Raw genomic sequence first — 18,600 nt, 5'->3', positions numbered from 1 at the left:
TCTTGAAAATAAAACTGAAACTGATGACGTAAATAACATAATTATTGCAATTCTGCAAGAAATTTACCTACAAGAAAATTGTTGATATATTGACAAAAATATGTAAAATCCATCAAAAGAAATATTGTCAAACATGATTAGTAACTTCAAAAAAAGATATTGAAATTTATAAGAATAGAGAATTGGAAATACACCGTTGTATATTTTGGTCTACTTATTATATACCATTAAAACATCATACTTTTTGATAAAAAAAGTGTAAATGTGCCTGTAGAAATTAATAAGAATTGCGATAAATATGTATTTAAGACAGATGAGGCAAAGATGATGTTAATTTAAAAAATGAAACTCGTGAAGGATGGTTAGATATCGGATGAACAAAAAAATGTAAAATAGATAGTTATACCTACTAAAGGACTTCAATTCATACTGAATAAATAGGAAAGAGTGTCTGAGAACCTTCATAGTAAAACACCTATCAAATGATTTTTGAAGTGTTGAAATTTTTGAAACCACTTATGAGATTCATTTTCCGAGACGACGAGACTTTGTTAAATTGGTAGAGCGAAATATTAATTCACTATCTAACTCAAACTAGAATTTGAGGTAAACTAAAGAAAAGAATTATTAAAATATTTTGAATTGAATGCAGATGTTATAGACCTCAAAATATAGTTCAATATAGTCATAAATATATTTCCGAGTCGCACAAAAGTTTCAAAAAAAATTGCACCCAGCAGGGTTTATTAAAATATCCAATCATTTAAAGAACTAAATATAAATGCGTAAACCACATTTAAATAATAAATATCACCGAACAAACTCCAAAACGTACTACATCCTTGTATTAAATCAAGTAATACAAAATTATTGACAACTATCTAGTTACAAGAACTAATCTATTTTTCTAAAAATATCTAACAGATCTCACAAAGTCTGTAATTTGAATCCCTAAAAAATGTAATAAAACAATAAATGTTATGCTGAAATCAATGAAATTAAATGCGTTGAATACACAAAATTTTCACAACTACACTATGAAATTGCTAAATAACTCTATCATTTCTCTTTTCGTTATCCAAAATATTTTCTTCTTTGATTGCAAAAGTAATATAATATTAATGAAAAGGGTGCTGTAAAAGGCTGAGATTATACCTATGTGCTGATCATGGTAATTCATGCGTAGCACGAATTTGTTTAAAAAATATCCCCTTTTCGGTTAATATAGAGGATATTTTTATTTATTAAATTGCCAATAAATAAAAACCTCTCCATAGGGGGAGAAATATGAAATTAAAAATGTTATCAATATTGCCTATTGGGTCATTTTTTCCAATAGTTGTCTCATGTAGCTATGATAACGATAGCAATGAAGCTGATGATAGAAAAGAATTTTTGAGCGATCGGGACGCACTTAAAATGTTTGATAAAAATTCTAGTGAAATTGTGATACCTGAGTATATATCAGAAATTGGACCAAATGCATTTAGCAAATTTTACAAACTGACAAAAGTAAAATTTCCTAAAAAATTGGTTAGCATTGCAGAGGGAGCATTTGACTATACACCAATAAAAATGATCGAACTACCTGAAGGAATTAAATACTTGAATGGTTTTAACTATACACTAATAGACACCCTCACTTTGCCTAATTCTCTTAAAAAAATTGGCGGTTTTAAAGAAACCTTAGTAAAAAAAATTGATTTTAATGAGGGGCTAGAGGAAATTGAAGAAAATGCGTTTGATGATTCTGATGTATCCGAAATAAATTTACCTAGTTCTCTAAGAATTTTAGGGGGGTTTGCCCGAAGTAATATTAAACATATTCAGTTAGATAATAACATTGAAAAAATACACAATAATAGTTTTAATGATACAAAAATTACAACATTGAAGTTACCTTCAAATATAAAAGAGATTGGTGGATTTGCACGCACTTCAATTCGTAGATTGAATTTACCAAACTCATTGAGAATAATTAATGAACACTCTTTTGATTCCACGCCAATACAAGAACTAATTTTAAATGAGAATTTACAAAAAATAGGCGGTTTCTCTAATACAAACCTGAGGTCAATAAAATTCAACGACAATCTGGTCGAGATCTTTGAAAATAGCTTCAACGAATTGGAATGATTGAAATCAATTGAATTACCTAAGAAAATAATCAAAATTGGGGGATTTCAGAAATCAAATTTTAGCGAAATTAATATACCGGATTCTGTTGTAGAAATCCATCCGAACACTTTGGCATATTCAAAAAACATACACTATTTAAAACTACCAAATAATTTAAAAAAACTGGGGGGGTTCCAGGGAACAGTTATAAATTCTTTGCAATTGCCCGAAAGTTTAGAACAAATATATGAAGGTTCATTTGATTCCACACCTATTTCTGAACTAAATTTACCTAGAAAATTAATTTACCTCGGAGGATTTGCAAACACGGGTATTAGAAATATAAAAATCCCTGAAAGTGTGAAGTTTATAGCTCCTCATTCATTTGATTTAAAAAGCGATATTCAATATGAGATCATTGATCTAAAATTACCAACTAATCTCATTTCTCTTGGTGGATTCAAAAATTGAAATATTGAGAAAATAAACTTACCAAATAGCCTTGAAATTATTGAAGAAGGGACCTTAGATAACACAAAAATAAAGGAGTTGAATCTACCAATTAATTTAAAAAAACTCGGTGGGTTTGCTGGGACCTATATAAGAAAATTACATCTACCGAATTCAATTAGACACATCTTACCTAAAACTTTGGATGAAACGGGACTATCAAAAATAACCTTACCTAGTAAATTAGAATCATTGGGTGGGTTTGCAAACACAAATATCACAAGTTTAAAAACACCTAAAACACTTAAAGTTATTTACAAATCCTCTTTTGATAGGGCGCCAATTTCTAATTTATATTTAAATGAAGGTTTGGAAGTATTGGGAGGCTTCGGTTTTAATAAAAATCTAACAATTTTGAAAATTCCTTCAACGGTTAGGGAAATATTGCCAATTTCATTTAATGACACCGGAATTAAAGAGGTTGAATTACCAAAAAATTTAGAAATATTAGGTGGTTTTGGTGGTCAAAATTCCTTGATTTCTTCGGTTATTTTACACGAAAATCTAAAGAAAATAACCAACGACGCTTTTACATATAACACAAAAATTAGAAATATTGTTTTGCCTGAAGGACTGGAAGAATTATATGGGTTCGGTTTTACTCGAATTAATGAGATAAAATTACCATCAACGTTACGGAAAATAGGAGGTTTCAATCAAACACAAATAAACACACTTACATTACCTCCAAGATTAAGAAGTTTCTCCGGTTTTAGTGAAACAGGTGTAGAGGAATTAACATTACCACAATATGTAAAAGATGCTGAAATATCAAAAACTTATTGACCTCGGCTAAACTTATTAAATATTTATAGTAAATATTTAATAAATGATAAAGAATGAATTGAGGATATTAGAAATCAACAAATTCTTTATAATGATTTTTCGAAAGGACAAAATGAAAAAGAATAAACTAATACTTATCGGAGGTTCAATATCTTGAATTCCATTTGTTTCGACAGCCTGCAGTAAGGATAAAACTGACGATACACAAAATGACAATGAAATTCTAAAAACGGAGTTGGAAATTCAAAAGGAAAAATTGCAAAAAATAATTGAGGATGCCCAAATCAAACATAAATCCTATAGTTCTGAAGAGGGGAATGAGGCTTTCATTAAATCTGCAAGGGGAATAGATGAAGCAACCAAAGTTTTCCATGAAGCTAAGACAGTTAAAGAATTGGTAGAAGCAGGAGAAAGACTAAAAAAAATTATAGAAGAAACAGAAAAATACAATAATCTTAGTATTGATGCAAAGCGTCAATTGGTCGTGGATAAATTTAACAAGAAATTGCTTGAGACAAAAATTACGTTGAATAAACTAACTAAACCTGATGCTATAGAATTATTAATATCAGCAATTAATGAAGCCCAAAGTATTACAAACGATGATTTAAGATATTATTACAAATTAATAAAAACAACTGCTAGCCTGCAATTAGCTATTGAAAATGCAATGGTTTTGGATAAAAAAAGCAATAAAGAGTTATATGAACTATATCTATCTAAATGTTCAAAAATAATCAATGACTTTGAGAGAGAATTCGGAAATGATGAAATATACTTAAATATTCAAAATAAAATAAGAAGCCTATTTTCAAATGAAATAAATGCAGATAAATCAAATTACAATGAAGAAACATATGGACAAAAGGAAAATGAACTAAAAGTAAAAGTAGGTGAAATACTAAGAGACATCAAATCAACAACATTAACAAAAAAAATGGTGAGTTCATTGTATGATAATGAAATTACTAGTATTCAATTATTGCCAGAAGTTAAATATATTCAACAAGATGCATTCAAAGATTACTATGAACTCGAAAATATAAAATTTAATGATAAACTCGAATCAATAGGTCGAGGCGCGTTTTCTAATACGAAAATTTCCTCGCTGATTCTCCCTAAAACAATACGGAAAATCAGTGGATTTGATAGGACACTTATTACGGATTTGGTTTTACCGGAAGGAACAGAAATAGTTGAGTTTGCTTTTAATAATGCAAATAGATTGACAAACTTAACATTGAATGAAGGTCTTATAGAAATTTCAGGTTTTGATGAAACTTCGATAAATTCATTGGTATTACCAAGCACACTAAAAAAATTTTACGGATTTAGACACACATTAATTACTGATTTGACACTACCAGAAGAATTGAATACTTTTGTTACCCACTTACCTGAATTGAAAACATTATCTATTCCAGAAAATTTTGATTTGGATTTAATAACAACGAACAAAAGCTCGACAGTAGGTGTAGTAATTTCAATGGATTTGTTTCCAAAATTGGAAAACATTTATGTTACCAGTGTTACTCAAAAAAATAAATTAAAATCAATATTATCAACAAACATCAAAATTGAAGATGAAAACTCAATACGAAGTAAAATAAACGAATTAGAAGCCATTAAAAATAAAAGAATTAAAGAACTTCAATTATATGTTTCATATTTACAAAATATAGCAACGGTTGCTGTAAATAACTATCCAAATATTAGCGAAAAGGCGAAATCAGAATTAGTTAGTTTAACCCAAGCAGATAACAATAATGATAATTCTATTATGAGTGAAATTAAAAACTTTCTTATCAACTACAAATACTCTTGAACAAAAAATAAAAAATTGAGTGATATTGATAAGAATATTACAAGTTTAAAACAAATAATAAACTTGCTTAACTACAAATTTTCTTATGAAAGTGTTGAAAAAGATGAAAAATTGAGCAGTGAAACTAGAAATAATTATCGTAATGAAGATCTAAAATATAACTCAAACAAAAATAATTTTGATGAAATAGAAATAAAAATAACTAAATTAAGTAAACTACTGGAAAAATATAGAGAAATTGTGAGAAATTCTGAATATTATATTGAATACCTTAGTTTAATTGCTAAGCATATGGTGGAATTGAAAGTGCATACATTAAATGTTCAACAAAAAACTAGGTTAAAAACTATACTGGGATTACAAAATTACGAAAGTGATCAGGTGTTATTAAAAATACTTAGCGACTACATTTTTAAACGCAAATATAATTCACATGATACACTAATAACCACTCAAAGTAAGATTGATGAATTAACTAAGCTTATAAAAATTGTTAATTTTGAATTAACTACCGATAACATAAGCATTCAAAGTGATGAAGAACTACCAAATGTATATTCAATTAAATCTGATTTTGATCTAGAAAAAAATAAATACGAAGGTTCAAAAATTAACAAATGAGAAGAAATAATAAAAATAAGATAAAACTTAGATTCTTTTATAGTTCTGTCTTCGCTTCATTGTTTACGATACCGGTTGCAACAATATCTTGCGTTAACATTTCAAATAAAAATGAAAAACTGCCAAATAATTTAGAATTTAACCAAGAATTTGAGTTTTCCAACAATTCAAGCGAATATAAATTAAACAACGTCAAAATAAAAACTTTCAAAAATACGAAAAATCAAGATATGTATATAAACGTTAACGAGTTCATCAAAAAAATGAATGGAGTGGTAGACCCTATGTCTTTTAAATTTAAGGCAAGAATCGGGAATCAACTCCATTACGTTAACGGAGAAAACGAAATAATTTTTGACACAAAGCAAAACAAAATTTTATTAAATAATTTAGACGCCTTTCAAGTATTAAAAAGTTCCGAAACAATTGATTATACAAAGTGAATCGAATATCTATCAACCAAAGTCACCAAACTAGCTGATAAAAAATATAGTGAATTAGACTTAGGTAAATATAACATGAGTATTGAAACAGCAAATAACGATATTTACCTTCCTTTTTCCGTATTTAATCTGCTTTTCTTCAGTCAAAATTATTACAACATCTATTTTAACGGTGAAAAATTTGTTGGTGTTAGCACGGTTATAAACAAAGATATAGATCCAAAAGAATACAACTTAATAATGAATAGTGTTTTGAACAATAAAATGCAAACAGAGAAATTTAGAATAAATAGTTATAATTTTATTTTGTTTGTCTTCGACAATTTTTATGGTCTTAGAGGTAAATTTTTAGAAGAAAATAATGTAAAAAATTTTGATGAGTATTTTACAAAAAACGGCTTAAAAGAACAATTACTATCAATCAATATCGCTGACAATACATCTGCTTATGAAAGCTTTTTCTACGAACACCTAAATGAATTACACTCGTCAATACAGTCTGGATCATATTATCATCCAGAAAATTACAGAGCAAACCCTTATGGGGCGACTAGAAGTCAAAAAGTTAATGAATATATTGCTTGGTTAGGTATATTAAAAAAAATTCGTAGCGCCGTTCTTTCAAACCACGAAAACAAATTTGTTAGTTTTCATGACGACACAGCGATAATATATCTAGATCAGTTTGTTGTCGGTTCAAATGATAACTTAATGAAAGGTGCAAAGCACGAGCATGATAGTTTTGAGAAAATGTATAAAGCAATAGAGTTAATAAGACAAAATCAAACACCGATTAAAAAAATAATTTTGGACTTGTCTCTTAATGGTGGCGGTTCAATTGCAGCGATGGAAAAAGTTGCTGGTTTCTTAACTAACAAAGACCAGCAAATTTTCTTCTACGAAACAATCAATAAGCAGTTATCATATTCAAAATATAGAGTTGATGTTAATAAAGATGGCCAATATGACATGAGAGATGGATATCCAAATTATAAATGATACATTTTAACTGGTATTAATACTTTTAGTGCTGCCAATTTGCTTGCACACATTGCGAAAACAAGCAAATTGGCAACAATAATTGGAAACAGATCAGGTGGCGGAATGTATTCTATATTACCAATTGTACTACCTGATGGCACTAGTTTGGAGATATCATCAAATAATGCCTGAATCGCCGCATCAAAACAGGAAATCGCGGACGAAGATCAATTACCGTACACACAAAATGGGGTAGCTGTGGATATAGAAATTCCCTATTTAGCATACATGAATTATGATGTAATTAGTGCCTACATAAGAGATCCTAAGGAAGGGAAACAAGAATACGACAATTATTTAAGAAGTACGAAAATTTCTGCGTGAAAAAACGAGGCGAAAAATATTGAAAAATATTTAAAATTTATCAACAAAAAGAAACGCAAGGAATATCAAATAGAAATAGAAAATAATAAAATAATGGACCAAGACTCACTTGAACGAATGGAAGAAAAAATTGAAAAAATGAAGTCGATTTTTAGATTTGTAGAACATTTATATAACAAGGAATTTCCTAACCCTTAAATATTTGGGTCGTAAATAATTTGTGTAAATTCATAATTTAAAGTAGTTCCTAATTAGAATGGACGTGTAAAAAAATGGTGGGTTAGCACGCAGGTGAAAGCTTGCGTTTTTTATATCTTTTGTTAAATGGATAAAAAAGAGCTGACTACTTGGCTGACTTAATCAAAAATATTTAGTGTCTGTATTATACAAAATTTTCAGCGACTAAACAAAAGAAATGAAAAAATGAGTAAATATTGTCATGTAAAAAATAAGTCCACTTAGTGTTAAAACAAAAAAAGACTTTTTGATCTTATTTTATTGAGATATAAATGACAAAAATATTTATAAAATTGCTAAATACAAAACTGAAGAAAAATTAGATAAATAAGTTTACAAAACAAAATTATAAATAAATTAATTGTGTTACAAAATTATTTTAAAAATACAAAACGGTCTCTAAAAAAGAAGCGGAAGTCATTAAAATTTCGTACTAGCGGCTAAAAAACATAAAAATATTGCTTCAAAATTACGACGAATCAAAAAAATGAAATTTTAATTAAATTAAATCACGCCAACAAAAAATAAGCTTGCGCTTAATAAATTATCTGACTATCTAATTCTTTTTATCATAAATAAAGATAGGTTACGATTCTAAATTCATCAAAAAAGAAGATAAAGATCATTTAACAATCAGCTTTAGAAGAAATTGCAATGAAGGTTGCTCACTTCAATTAAGAAGCAAATAAACATACCAATATTTTATTAAACGTTGCTCTGCAAAAAAGGTTTAATAGTGCTACACAAATAACCACAAACTAAAAGAAGAATTGTGAGAAATAAGGACAAAGAAAAATATGACAGTAAGTATTTGTTAATTCAACAATTGTCCAAAATCAACGGAAAGTTCAATTAGAAAGATTACTGAATCTTCACAAATATGAATTTGGTGAAATGCTTTAATTAGACGCTTGTAGTGAAGCTTGAATTAAACATTTACATGATTTTCATATTTACTTAGCAGTAGATGCTGAAACATAAAAGATTCTATCTTTGTATGCTGAAAAAGAAGAAACAACAGTCGGTTATATTAAACTACTGGACAACTCTTTGCCCGATATGGCTATCCAATAAGTTTAAAACTGATAGAAGAACCACTTTTTGCCAAACAAGAAAATAACATACCTATGGTAAAATGACTAAATTCTAAAAATATAGGACTAGAATTTAAAAGTTACAGGGAGTTTAACCAAATGATGAAAGAACCAAAGATACAATCAAACTATGACTTATAGAGTATTGTGTCAGCAAAAATTGCTGTACTATTGAAGAAATAAATAAACATTCAAAAAACAATTCAAGAATATAATTAAAGTTTATCAAAATATAAATAATAAAATAAATGCCTTAAAAAAACGACAAAAGAAAATGAACATAGAATTCATTTACTGATTAAAAGAATTACTCAGCTGGTTGTGTTCAATATATGAATAATTACTATGTGCCAATAACAGAAGAAAATAAGAGGTTTTACTACATGGGAAATAGCAAAACAAATTTCATATGAATTCCTCCGGAGAATTAATGTTTATTATTGAAAACAAATTTTTAAAAGCGAATGTTTGAAAAGAGAATAATTGACAGATTATCAACTATTTTGCAAAAACACTATTTAGTTTACGATGACGTTTTAACAAAAAAGTTCTATCGTGTCGTTTAGAGAAGCAGAGAATTTGTGATTAATTTATAAAACGTGATCAATGAATCATGAAATTCAAATGTAAGAGAAAAAAATGCTTGAAAAATTACTAGCTTCCGCAGAAATTCTAACTTAATATCTAAAAATTAACAGGAATTAATAAAATTTAAAACGTGCTTTTTAAATGCACGATAATACCAATTAAATTCCACATTTAATCACAAATGTATTAAACAAAAAAGCCCTTTCACATTTTTTAAAAAAAGCTTTTTTGTTTTCTAGTTCACAGAGTTCATTAAGAAAATTCTCAAAAATTTAACGAATCATAAAACCAAGTATAATTAAAACAGATATTTAAGGCGTATGTGCTTAAATTAACACACTAAAATTTTACGCTTCCAATATTTTATGATAAGTCTATTAGTTGATATTTTTCGGGATACTTATTAGATAATTCAATCAATTTATTTTTAAATGAATTTGGGTTATTGTTGCTTTCGTATCCTAAATAATCAAACTTATACGAACTCAATAAACCAAAACCATATGTATCATCGCCAATATTTTGCATAAATAAAGCTACCATGTCGTAATTTTCATCAAAAACCATACTACCGCTTGCGCCTGATACTAAGTCAAAATCTGTAGATTTTATAGGATCATCTTGCAGTGTAAAAGATTTGAAATGACCATATTTTTGATTCTCATACAATTGCTCATTTAGAATAATTTGGCTTGGCTGATTAATTATATGTTCGCGATATCTTCTGTCAAAATATTCTTCATTTTTTGAAACCGGGAATGAAGCAACCCTAAATTTAAGAAAACTGTCATTATTTATAAAGTTTGTATATTTTGATAATTTTAATGGTTTTAATACTTTTCAATTTTCAAGATATTTAATTATATTTTTATTATCAGTTTTTAATGCTTCATCATAAAGATTTTTAACATCAATTATATTTATTGAAATATCAGCATTCGAAGTTTCATTATTTTCTAAATGTCCCTTTCTGTCATATTGATTTTCTGCAATTCAAAGATTTAATTCTAAATCAGAGTCGTTAATATCTAATGATATATCGTAACTATTGCTTGCCACTTTTTTATCATCAAAATCTCATATAACCATTTTTTTATTAACCCGATTATCGGTTCATTTTTTTTCTAATATATCAGTAACGTGTCTGTTCGTGATGAAATAATATCTTAAATCATTATCGTCAGACGGTTTAACTTTTGCGAGCATTGTCATTGTACCGCCACCTACGCTAAAAACACGTTCTCTGATTTTGCTGAATATTCTATCTTCACTTTTTTTTATTCTTTTCCCACCTGGCATTAATGTACCGCTATTGGAGTTTATATCATATAACTGTGATAGAGATGATAATTTAGCGAAAGGGGAATTATTATAAATTTTTGAGGTAATTGAGAAATTTTTATCCTTTCCTTTTTCAACATAGTAACTAATATCGGTTAGGGTTCCATATTTGTCGATAAACACCTCAGAATCATCAATTTTATAATTGTTGGCTACGATTTTCTTATTTGGAATAATTATTTCTACCTTTAATTGACCATTTTTTGTAATTAGGGATTTAAATTTGATATCAAAAGGTATATCAACATTTTCTAATTGGGCAAATTCATAATTGTTTACCCTATTTGTTTGCATTAAATCTTCTATATCAATTTCAATAGGTATAAGAGAAGTAACATTGTAATTCTTAGTAATATCTTTTATTTGATTACTTTGAATCTTAAAATATAGTTTAATTTTCTTATTGTTAAAATCTTGTTTTAGATAATTGTTTATGTTTTTTTTAAAAATTATTTTGTTATTTAATATTTCGAGTTCATTGTCGCCGATAAACGAAGGCATAACCTTGCGGACGTGCTTAGTGATTGAACCATCATTATTAGTGAAATAAACGGATAAATCTGGAATAATTGAAAATAAATTATCAGTCTCAATGTAATTTTTTCTTTTCATTCATTTAGGAATTTCACCTGTTCAAAAATTATCAACGCTGATTTTAAGCGATTTAAACATTTCTGAACTGAAATATTTTTGAGTTATGTTTTTATTATGTTCGGTCCCTTTCAGTTCATAATTATCAGGAAAAAAATTTTCGTCAAATAATTTCTTTGGATTATCTATTTTCTCATCAGAATATTTGTTTATTGGTTTGTCCTCAATTACTTCCTTAAAAACAAACAAGTTTTTAGAATCCTCTTCATCGGTATTGTCACTTGAAGAGTTTTTATTCTCCTGTGTATTGTTAGACGCATCTTTCGAATCTTCTTTTATTACATTGTTTTCTTTTGACACATCGCCACTCTCTTGAGTATTGTTAGATGCATCTTTCGAATTTTGTTTTATTACATTGTTTTCTTTTGAAGAGTCCAACTTATTATTCTCATTGCTATTATTGCATGAAGCTGCTATGACTGGAATTAAAATAGGTGTACTAAAAAGACCAAGAACAAGTTTATTATATTTTTTAATCATGAAATTATTTTAGCAAATATTAATTAACTATTTTTTTATTTTTTTATTAAATGATAATTGTTTTATAAAAAATAAGCTACAAAAGCAGCTTAGTTAATATATGTGTGTTTAGAGTTTGATAGTTATTATAATCCTAGTTCTTTATCTGTAGGGATATTTAGTGCCGATCCAACATAAGAAAATATTTCAGGACTTTGTTTTAAATATTCTCCATTTAAAATACGTTGAACACTTTTTACGGTTTCCTCTAGTTTTACAAATTGACCAGGTGACTTTGTAAAGTGTTGGGTCATGAAAAAGTTCTGAGTAAAGAAGTTTTCTAGTTGAAGGGCTTTTTTGACTATTATTTTACTTTCATCATCTAATTCGTCAAAACCTAAAATTAGAATAACATCCTCTAGGTCCTTATAAGTTTTTAATATTTTTTTAGTTTCTAATATTGCGTTAAAATGATCTTTACCAATTATAGTCTCATTTACTGAGTTAGATTGGCTTGCAAGAGGATCAAAGGCCGGGAATATATTTTTAGCACTCTGTGCTCTTGATAAAACCAAATTTCCGTCTAGGTGGTTAAAAACCGCCACGGCTGATGGATCTGATAAATCATCCATTGGTAAAAACATAGTTTGAAATGACGTAATTGCACCGTTTTTATTTTTAAACATACGGTGTTCTACGTTCGCTATATCACTTTCTAATGTTGATTGATATCCACCTACCGATGGTTTTTTCCCTAACGAAGAACTAACTTCATTTTCTGCTTGAACAAAACGGTAAATGTTATCTATAAATAACAATACATCCTCTTGTTCCGTGTCACGAAGATATTCGGCAGCTGTAATCCCAATGGGAACAATAGACATTCTAGCTCCTGGCGATTCATTCATTTTAGAAATGAACATTACAGAATTTTTCAACAAATCAGATTCTTTTAGCTCGTTATAAAGTTCAATCCCCTCACGTGAACGTTCACCAGAACCTATAAAAATATTACTTGTTTGTTTTGATGATTTGTTATTTACATTAAATATTATTTCCTTCATTAAAACCGTTTTACCAACACCAGCGCCCCCGAATATTCCTATTTTGTTGCCTTTAATAATCGGAATGAAAAAGTCAATAGCTTTTATTCCTGTTTCAATAAGTTCGGGTTTTGTGTTGATAAATTTCTCATTATTTATAGTTGAATTCATTTCGACATAATCAGGAGCGATGTGTTGCAATAATAATGGCTTACCTTCAAAACCATAGATATTATTTTTTGATTTTTGTCCCACGGGAACCATGAAACTTCTGTTTGTGTTGACTACCTTATCAGAAAGGGCTATTGGTTTGTCTACATATATAATTATTGCACCAACCGTAGTATTATTAATAATTCTTTTTACAAGTAAGAAAGTTTTGGCATTGTGTAGTGTTAATAAGTCATTTATTTTTGGTAATTCGTTAGGTTTAAATTCAACCTCTACTACATCTGAATTAAATTTTATTATTTTTCCAATCATTATTTATCTCCTAATTCATATGCGATATTGTCAAGATATTTCTTGTCCAAGTCCAAAAATTTCGTTTCAAATTTAATATTTCAATCTAGGTTCAGAAAATCAGAATATTGCTTCAGTGCATAAGCGAAGTAGTTTTTTATCATATTGTCATCATAATTAGTATCTCTAGATATAATTTCAAAAGTTTCGCGAGCTTGTTTGTTAGTGTCGATTAATTTATTCAAAAATCTCATTGCTTTTTGTTCGTCTTTAACGCCTTTAAATAATCCTCAAGAAATTATTTTTGAAGTTAGCAGAATAAAACGATCAGAATATAATGAAAAGCCTCTTTGTGAGAACATTTTATCTATCATTTTTCCTTTTGATAGTAATGAAGAAGTTTCACTATTAAATTCGTAATCTAATGTAGCAAGTTTTAAGTGACGTTTATATTTTCTAAATATCTTACCAATTTCTCCAGCAACTTTTGTGATTGTGTGATTTTGCACACTTGAACCAGTTCTCGATACCGATAAATCAATATTGATTGCGGGTAATTTACCAGAGGCGAAAAGATCGCTACTTGTAACAATTTGTCCATCTGTTATGGAGATTATGTTTGAAGATATTAGTGATGTTATATCGCCATCTATTGTTTGCAAAATAGGCAAAGCAGTAATTGTTTTTCTGTTTACAAAACTACCCGATCTTTCAAGCAATTGAGAGTGCGCAAAAAACATATCACCAGGCATTGCTTCCTTACCAACGGGAGCATCAGATAATAAAGCCATTTCACGAAAAACATTTGCATGTTTAGTTAGATCATCAAATACAATTAATACATCATCAGTTAATGATAAGTTTTCCGCGTGAGCCATACCAACATAAGGCGCTAAAAATTGGTCGTATGTTGAAGTGGCAGAAGCGTCAATAATAATCGTGTTTCTTAAAGCATTATATTTTTTTAATGTGGAGTAGATAGAAGCGATACTTTCTCTTTTTTGACCGATTGCTACATAAATACATTTTACATTTTTATTTGCCTGATTAATAATTGTGTTTAGCGCAATATGAGTTTTACCGGTTTGACGGTCACCAATAATTAACTCACGTTGTCCCTTTCCAATAGGGATTAATAAGTCGATTGATGTGATTCCTGTGTAAAGTTGTTCGTTTAATGTCTTAACGCTCATAAGATCGTGAGCTAATTTAAAAATCTGACTAGTTTGTTGAGAGTATTCATTTGAAACTGCTATATTATCGTCATCAGAAACAATTATATTTCCGGAAACATCTATAACCTTACCAAAAAAATTATGGTTAGTTGAAATACTAAAATTAGAGTCAATTAATTCCAACTCATCACCTACGCATAATTCGTGTTTTGAGTCATTTGATAACAATATTGCCTTGTTAATTTGAGCACTAATTAAAAGCAATTTGATATGAGGTTTTGATTTGATTTTGAACATTTGTTTTTGTGAGTAATTAAAGTCTCCCGAGACTTCAATCATATAGTCGAATATTGAACTTATGATTGGTTTATTTATGTTAGTTTTTTTATTTAATAATTTTGAATTAACCATTTTATATTCCTTTCATTCCTAAAAACACTAAACCTGCCCCAACTGATATAATCACCAAACCAACTAGGATTAAAATGATGTAAAGAGTTCTTAATTTTCTTTGTTTTAAGGTTTTAAAATTTAACGATATTAAAATTATATTAAGAAGAAAAATTATTGTTCCAATAACGCTTAAAACAATACCAAAATTCTTTTTAAATTCATTTACGGATGCTTTTTGTTCGTTAATAAATTCGACAGCCTTTTCGTATGCGTCGCTATAATTTTTGTATGTATCCTCATTAATAGTTTTGCTATCTGAAAGAATACTTAAATATTGAAATTGAGTATTAACTTTTCCTAATTGTTTGGTAAAGCTGTTATACCATTTTTCCAAGTTAAAGGTTGTTGGATTTGATAAAGCCTTTGTTTTATAGACGTTTTTGCTAATCAAATCCACAAAACGATCAATAACGCTTATATCATAATTACTTGTATGATTAGTTTTTTGTTTGTAATTACTATTCATTAACTCAAAGTTTTTTAAAATTGTTTTGTTATTAAATTTAAAATACTCAGGATAATCGTTACTCAAAAAAGAATCGTAAATTTGAGCTATAGCGTTTCAATTGTGTTCGGAATTGAATGTTGAGGATGTAACTGAACTTAAAAATAAATTAATAATGTCGTGTTTTGCGTTTTTTATTGTATAAGTGTCATTTATGTTATTCATTTTTGAAATTCAATAATTTATACTTTCGTTTTGTTTTTGTAAAAATTCGGGTGAATAAATTAATTTTATAAATTGATCTACCATACCAAAGACAATATTTTGTAGGTTGCTGTTTCTGATTTTTGTGTAATCTAAATTTTCATCTAAACCTATTGCGTTATAAAATTTTCTTGCAGTTTCTTCAATTGCACTTATTTGTTCATAAAAGATTTTTTGTACAAAAGAATTTCTATTATTTTCCAGATTAAAACCAATTGTGTAAATTCTTTTTAATTCTGGTTTTTTTCTTTCGGAAATGGATATTTTAGCTGTTTTATTATCGTAAATTTGTTCGACATTATATACGTATCTTGTATTTATTGGATTATTAAAGAAAAAAATATCGCGTTTTTTTAAATTAATCTCTTCAACTAAATCTTCATAACTAAATGACGAATAATCAGATCTTAATAAAGGAACCAGGCTGGGTAAGGCATCAAGAGAAGCATTCGTTATCGCGGGATTAGTAGGTAATGCAGGTTTACCGGGAATTAAAGGCGGTAATTGAGGAGGGGTTTCTGGCGACTTAGGTTTTTTGATTTCTTGAGGGATAAATTCCTGATTTTGTTTTAAATCAAATTCAATAAATCTTGGTGTTATTTTTTTTATAAAGTATTCATCTCAGGTTTTAAACCCCTTAGGTATTTGTATGGACAACGCCGATGATGCGGAACCATCAGAATCTTTAATGTATTCAAGATTGAAGTCTTTGTCTACTACTAAAATATCAGAGTTGTTAAAAACAATATTTTTAACCTCAGATAAAAACGTTTTTGTGTACTTCTTAATGGTATTTTGAAAGATATTTTTCTGTACCGTGTTTTCGTTCTCATTATCCTTTTTTATGCTTTTCTTATCAATTGCACGTTCATAATTTGTTTTTGAATCTTCTGAAAGACCAAAAACAATATTTTCAAATTTTTTCCCATTAAATTCAACATTCCCCTTTCCCAATTTTTTTTCTCTAGAAATTGCGTAAGGGAAGGTTATGAAAAAACCATATTTATCAGGGTCAGATATTATTTTTTGTTTATTTGATTCGAAAAAAGTGAGTAATTTGTTGAAATAAATCGTTTGTGATAAAACTATTTTATAATCTGTTTTATTATCATTTTTCAATTTATTTAAATTATCTTTGATGAAACCAATAATTACATCGATAGATTTCTCGATTGAATTAGCAATCTGTTTATTCGCTTCGTCTTTAAAGGTATAAAAATCGGGATCTGGTGTCAATGGAACATCATCTGGTTTTTCAACGGTTTGAGTATTAGCACTGACTACAACCAAAGGGAAAGATAATGAAGAAATAGATCCTAATGAATATAACAATTTATTTTTTTTATTCATAATAATCTCCTTCATATGTTTCTAATGATAATAACATTTTCATTTTATATTCATACTGCTTGGTTTTTAGTTTATCTAATTTAATCGCCTCATCTAATAACAGGCCGATACTTTGTGCAGAAGTTAAATAATTTATTTCGTTGGTAATCTTTTTATACATTTTTTTATTTTCAACTTGTTCACTTGACTGTTTGTTGATTTTGTATAAAACTATTTTAGAAAAACTATTGATTGAAGCGATTTTATTGTTCAAGACAATGTTTGTATTGTATAAAAAGCAAAAAAACGTTTCATCTCTCTGATAGTCTTCAATTTTTATAATAGTTTTATCAAAGCTTGCTAATGCTTTATCACTTATTAACTTTCAGTTATTTTCGTCGTTGACGTTTAAATACAATATACATTTATTAAAAACTAGAGGAATATTAGCCAATGAATTAATTACGACTTTAATGATATTATTCTGTTTTTCCATTTATATCCTTTTCTTCATCTTTATTTTTTCTAAAAAACATCACTATTTCTTCAATTTCTTTTTCACGTTTGTGTTTAATAATTTGTTTATTAAGTTTTAAAATATCTTCGTCAAGTTGTTTAATAATTTGATTAGTCGATATTAAATTATTTTTAGCATTATAAAAATACGACTCTATTATTAGTGAATGAATTGCGTTTGATAAAAATATATCTATTTGACTGTCAATAAATTTTTCAATATTAGGATAGATTTCGTAATTTTTTACACTGCCTTCAAAAGAGATTTTATCCATATTAGTTAATTTATTTACATCAAAATTTTCTAGAGGTAAAAGAGTAAATGCTCTGCTGAATGCTTTGTTGCTATTTATGACAAAATGAACGCTATCATATAATTCATCAACATATAAAAATTTTACTAAGTAGGATAAATCATATGCAAGTTCCTTTTCATTTTGCGAATTATTAAACGACTTTAAAACTGACAATTTATTTTGTTCACAAAATTCCTTTGCTCTTTCACCAATAGTTATAAAATCAACAGACATTTTTTTAGTATTTTTTAAAATCATTTTCTCGTATCGGGTATATGAATCTGTTGAGTGTTTTTGTTCTTCAGTTAAGTAAATTCACAATTGTTTAGGCTTTTTAAAAATTTTTTTAAAAATTAAATTTAACTTGTTGTTTTTGTTTATAAAATCATTTTTTATAACGTATTGTGATTTAAGGCTGGATATTAATTCTTTATTAATTAATGCGTTTTGAACATAAAATTGTAATTTCTTGTTCAATTTCATAATATTAATTAATAAAATATTTTTTTCATTACTAACGCGTAGATGTATATTTTCTAGACTGTTTCTTTTTTGTTCAATTTTTTTAAAATGCATTGT

The 18,600-nt window shown here is 27.8% G+C and carries 9 protein-coding genes; 3 read left to right on the top strand and 6 right to left on the bottom strand.

The window, feature by feature from the left end; all coding sequences use genetic code 4:
- Positions 1–1,287: 1,287 nt before the first annotated feature.
- From KQ878_RS04300 to KQ878_RS04290, 3 genes are read left to right on the top strand one after another with little or no spacing between them, the layout of a single operon-like run.
- Positions 1,288–3,540, top strand: a complete 2,253-nt coding sequence (locus tag KQ878_RS04300; RefSeq protein ID WP_216505112.1) for a leucine-rich repeat domain-containing protein — start codon at positions 1,288–1,290, stop codon at positions 3,538–3,540.
- Positions 3,527–5,884: a leucine-rich repeat protein gene (locus tag KQ878_RS04295; RefSeq protein ID WP_216505111.1), complete on the top strand. Its 2,358-nt coding sequence runs from the start codon at positions 3,527–3,529 to the stop codon at positions 5,882–5,884. Before KQ878_RS04300 ends, KQ878_RS04295 begins: the two co-directional genes overlap by 14 nt.
- On the top strand, positions 5,857–7,866 hold the full coding sequence (locus tag KQ878_RS04290; protein WP_216505110.1) for a S41 family peptidase: 2,010 nt from the start codon (positions 5,857–5,859) through the stop codon (positions 7,864–7,866). Before KQ878_RS04295 ends, KQ878_RS04290 begins: the two co-directional genes overlap by 28 nt.
- Positions 7,867–9,950: 2,084 nt before the next feature.
- Here KQ878_RS04290 and KQ878_RS00350 read toward each other — a convergent pair.
- The 6 genes from KQ878_RS00350 to KQ878_RS00325 form a co-directional block, all read right to left on the bottom strand.
- Positions 9,951–12,059 carry a hypothetical protein gene (locus KQ878_RS00350; protein ID WP_216505109.1) on the bottom strand — a complete coding sequence of 703 codons (2,109 nt, stop codon included), beginning with the start codon at positions 12,057–12,059 and terminating at the stop codon, positions 9,951–9,953.
- A 125-nt stretch (positions 12,060–12,184) separates the two neighbouring features.
- On the bottom strand, positions 12,185–13,564 hold the full coding sequence (locus tag KQ878_RS00345; RefSeq protein ID WP_216567716.1) for an MSC_0618 family F1-like ATPase beta subunit: 1,380 nt from the start codon (positions 13,562–13,564) through the stop codon (positions 12,185–12,187).
- Complete coding sequence (locus KQ878_RS00340) at positions 13,564–15,111, bottom strand: MSC_0619 family F1-like ATPase alpha subunit (protein ID WP_373422569.1); 1,548 nt, start codon at positions 15,109–15,111, stop codon at positions 13,564–13,566. The genes KQ878_RS00345 and KQ878_RS00340 overlap by 1 nt, the downstream gene beginning before the upstream one ends.
- Before the next feature lie 19 nt (positions 15,112–15,130).
- Complete coding sequence (locus KQ878_RS00335; protein ID WP_216505106.1) at positions 15,131–17,230, bottom strand: MSC_0620 family F1-like ATPase-associated subunit; 2,100 nt, start codon at positions 17,228–17,230, stop codon at positions 15,131–15,133.
- A complete protein-coding gene (locus KQ878_RS00330; RefSeq protein WP_216567714.1) occupies positions 17,223–17,705 on the bottom strand; it encodes an MSC_0621 family F1-like ATPase epsilon subunit in 483 nt (160 codons plus the stop codon). The genes KQ878_RS00335 and KQ878_RS00330 overlap by 8 nt, the downstream gene beginning before the upstream one ends.
- Positions 17,689–18,597: an MSC_0622 family F1-like ATPase gamma subunit gene (locus KQ878_RS00325; RefSeq protein ID WP_216505103.1), complete on the bottom strand. Its 909-nt coding sequence runs from the start codon at positions 18,595–18,597 to the stop codon at positions 17,689–17,691. Before KQ878_RS00325 ends, KQ878_RS00330 begins: the two co-directional genes overlap by 17 nt.
- Positions 18,598–18,600: the final 3 nt, after the last annotated feature.

Origin of the sequence: Mycoplasma zalophidermidis (genome assembly GCF_018913985.1) — a bacterium.
GTDB lineage: Bacteria > Bacillota_I > Bacilli_A > Mycoplasmatales > Metamycoplasmataceae > Mycoplasmopsis > Mycoplasmopsis zalophidermidis.
This window is presented reverse-complemented; position numbering and strand designations above follow the sequence as displayed.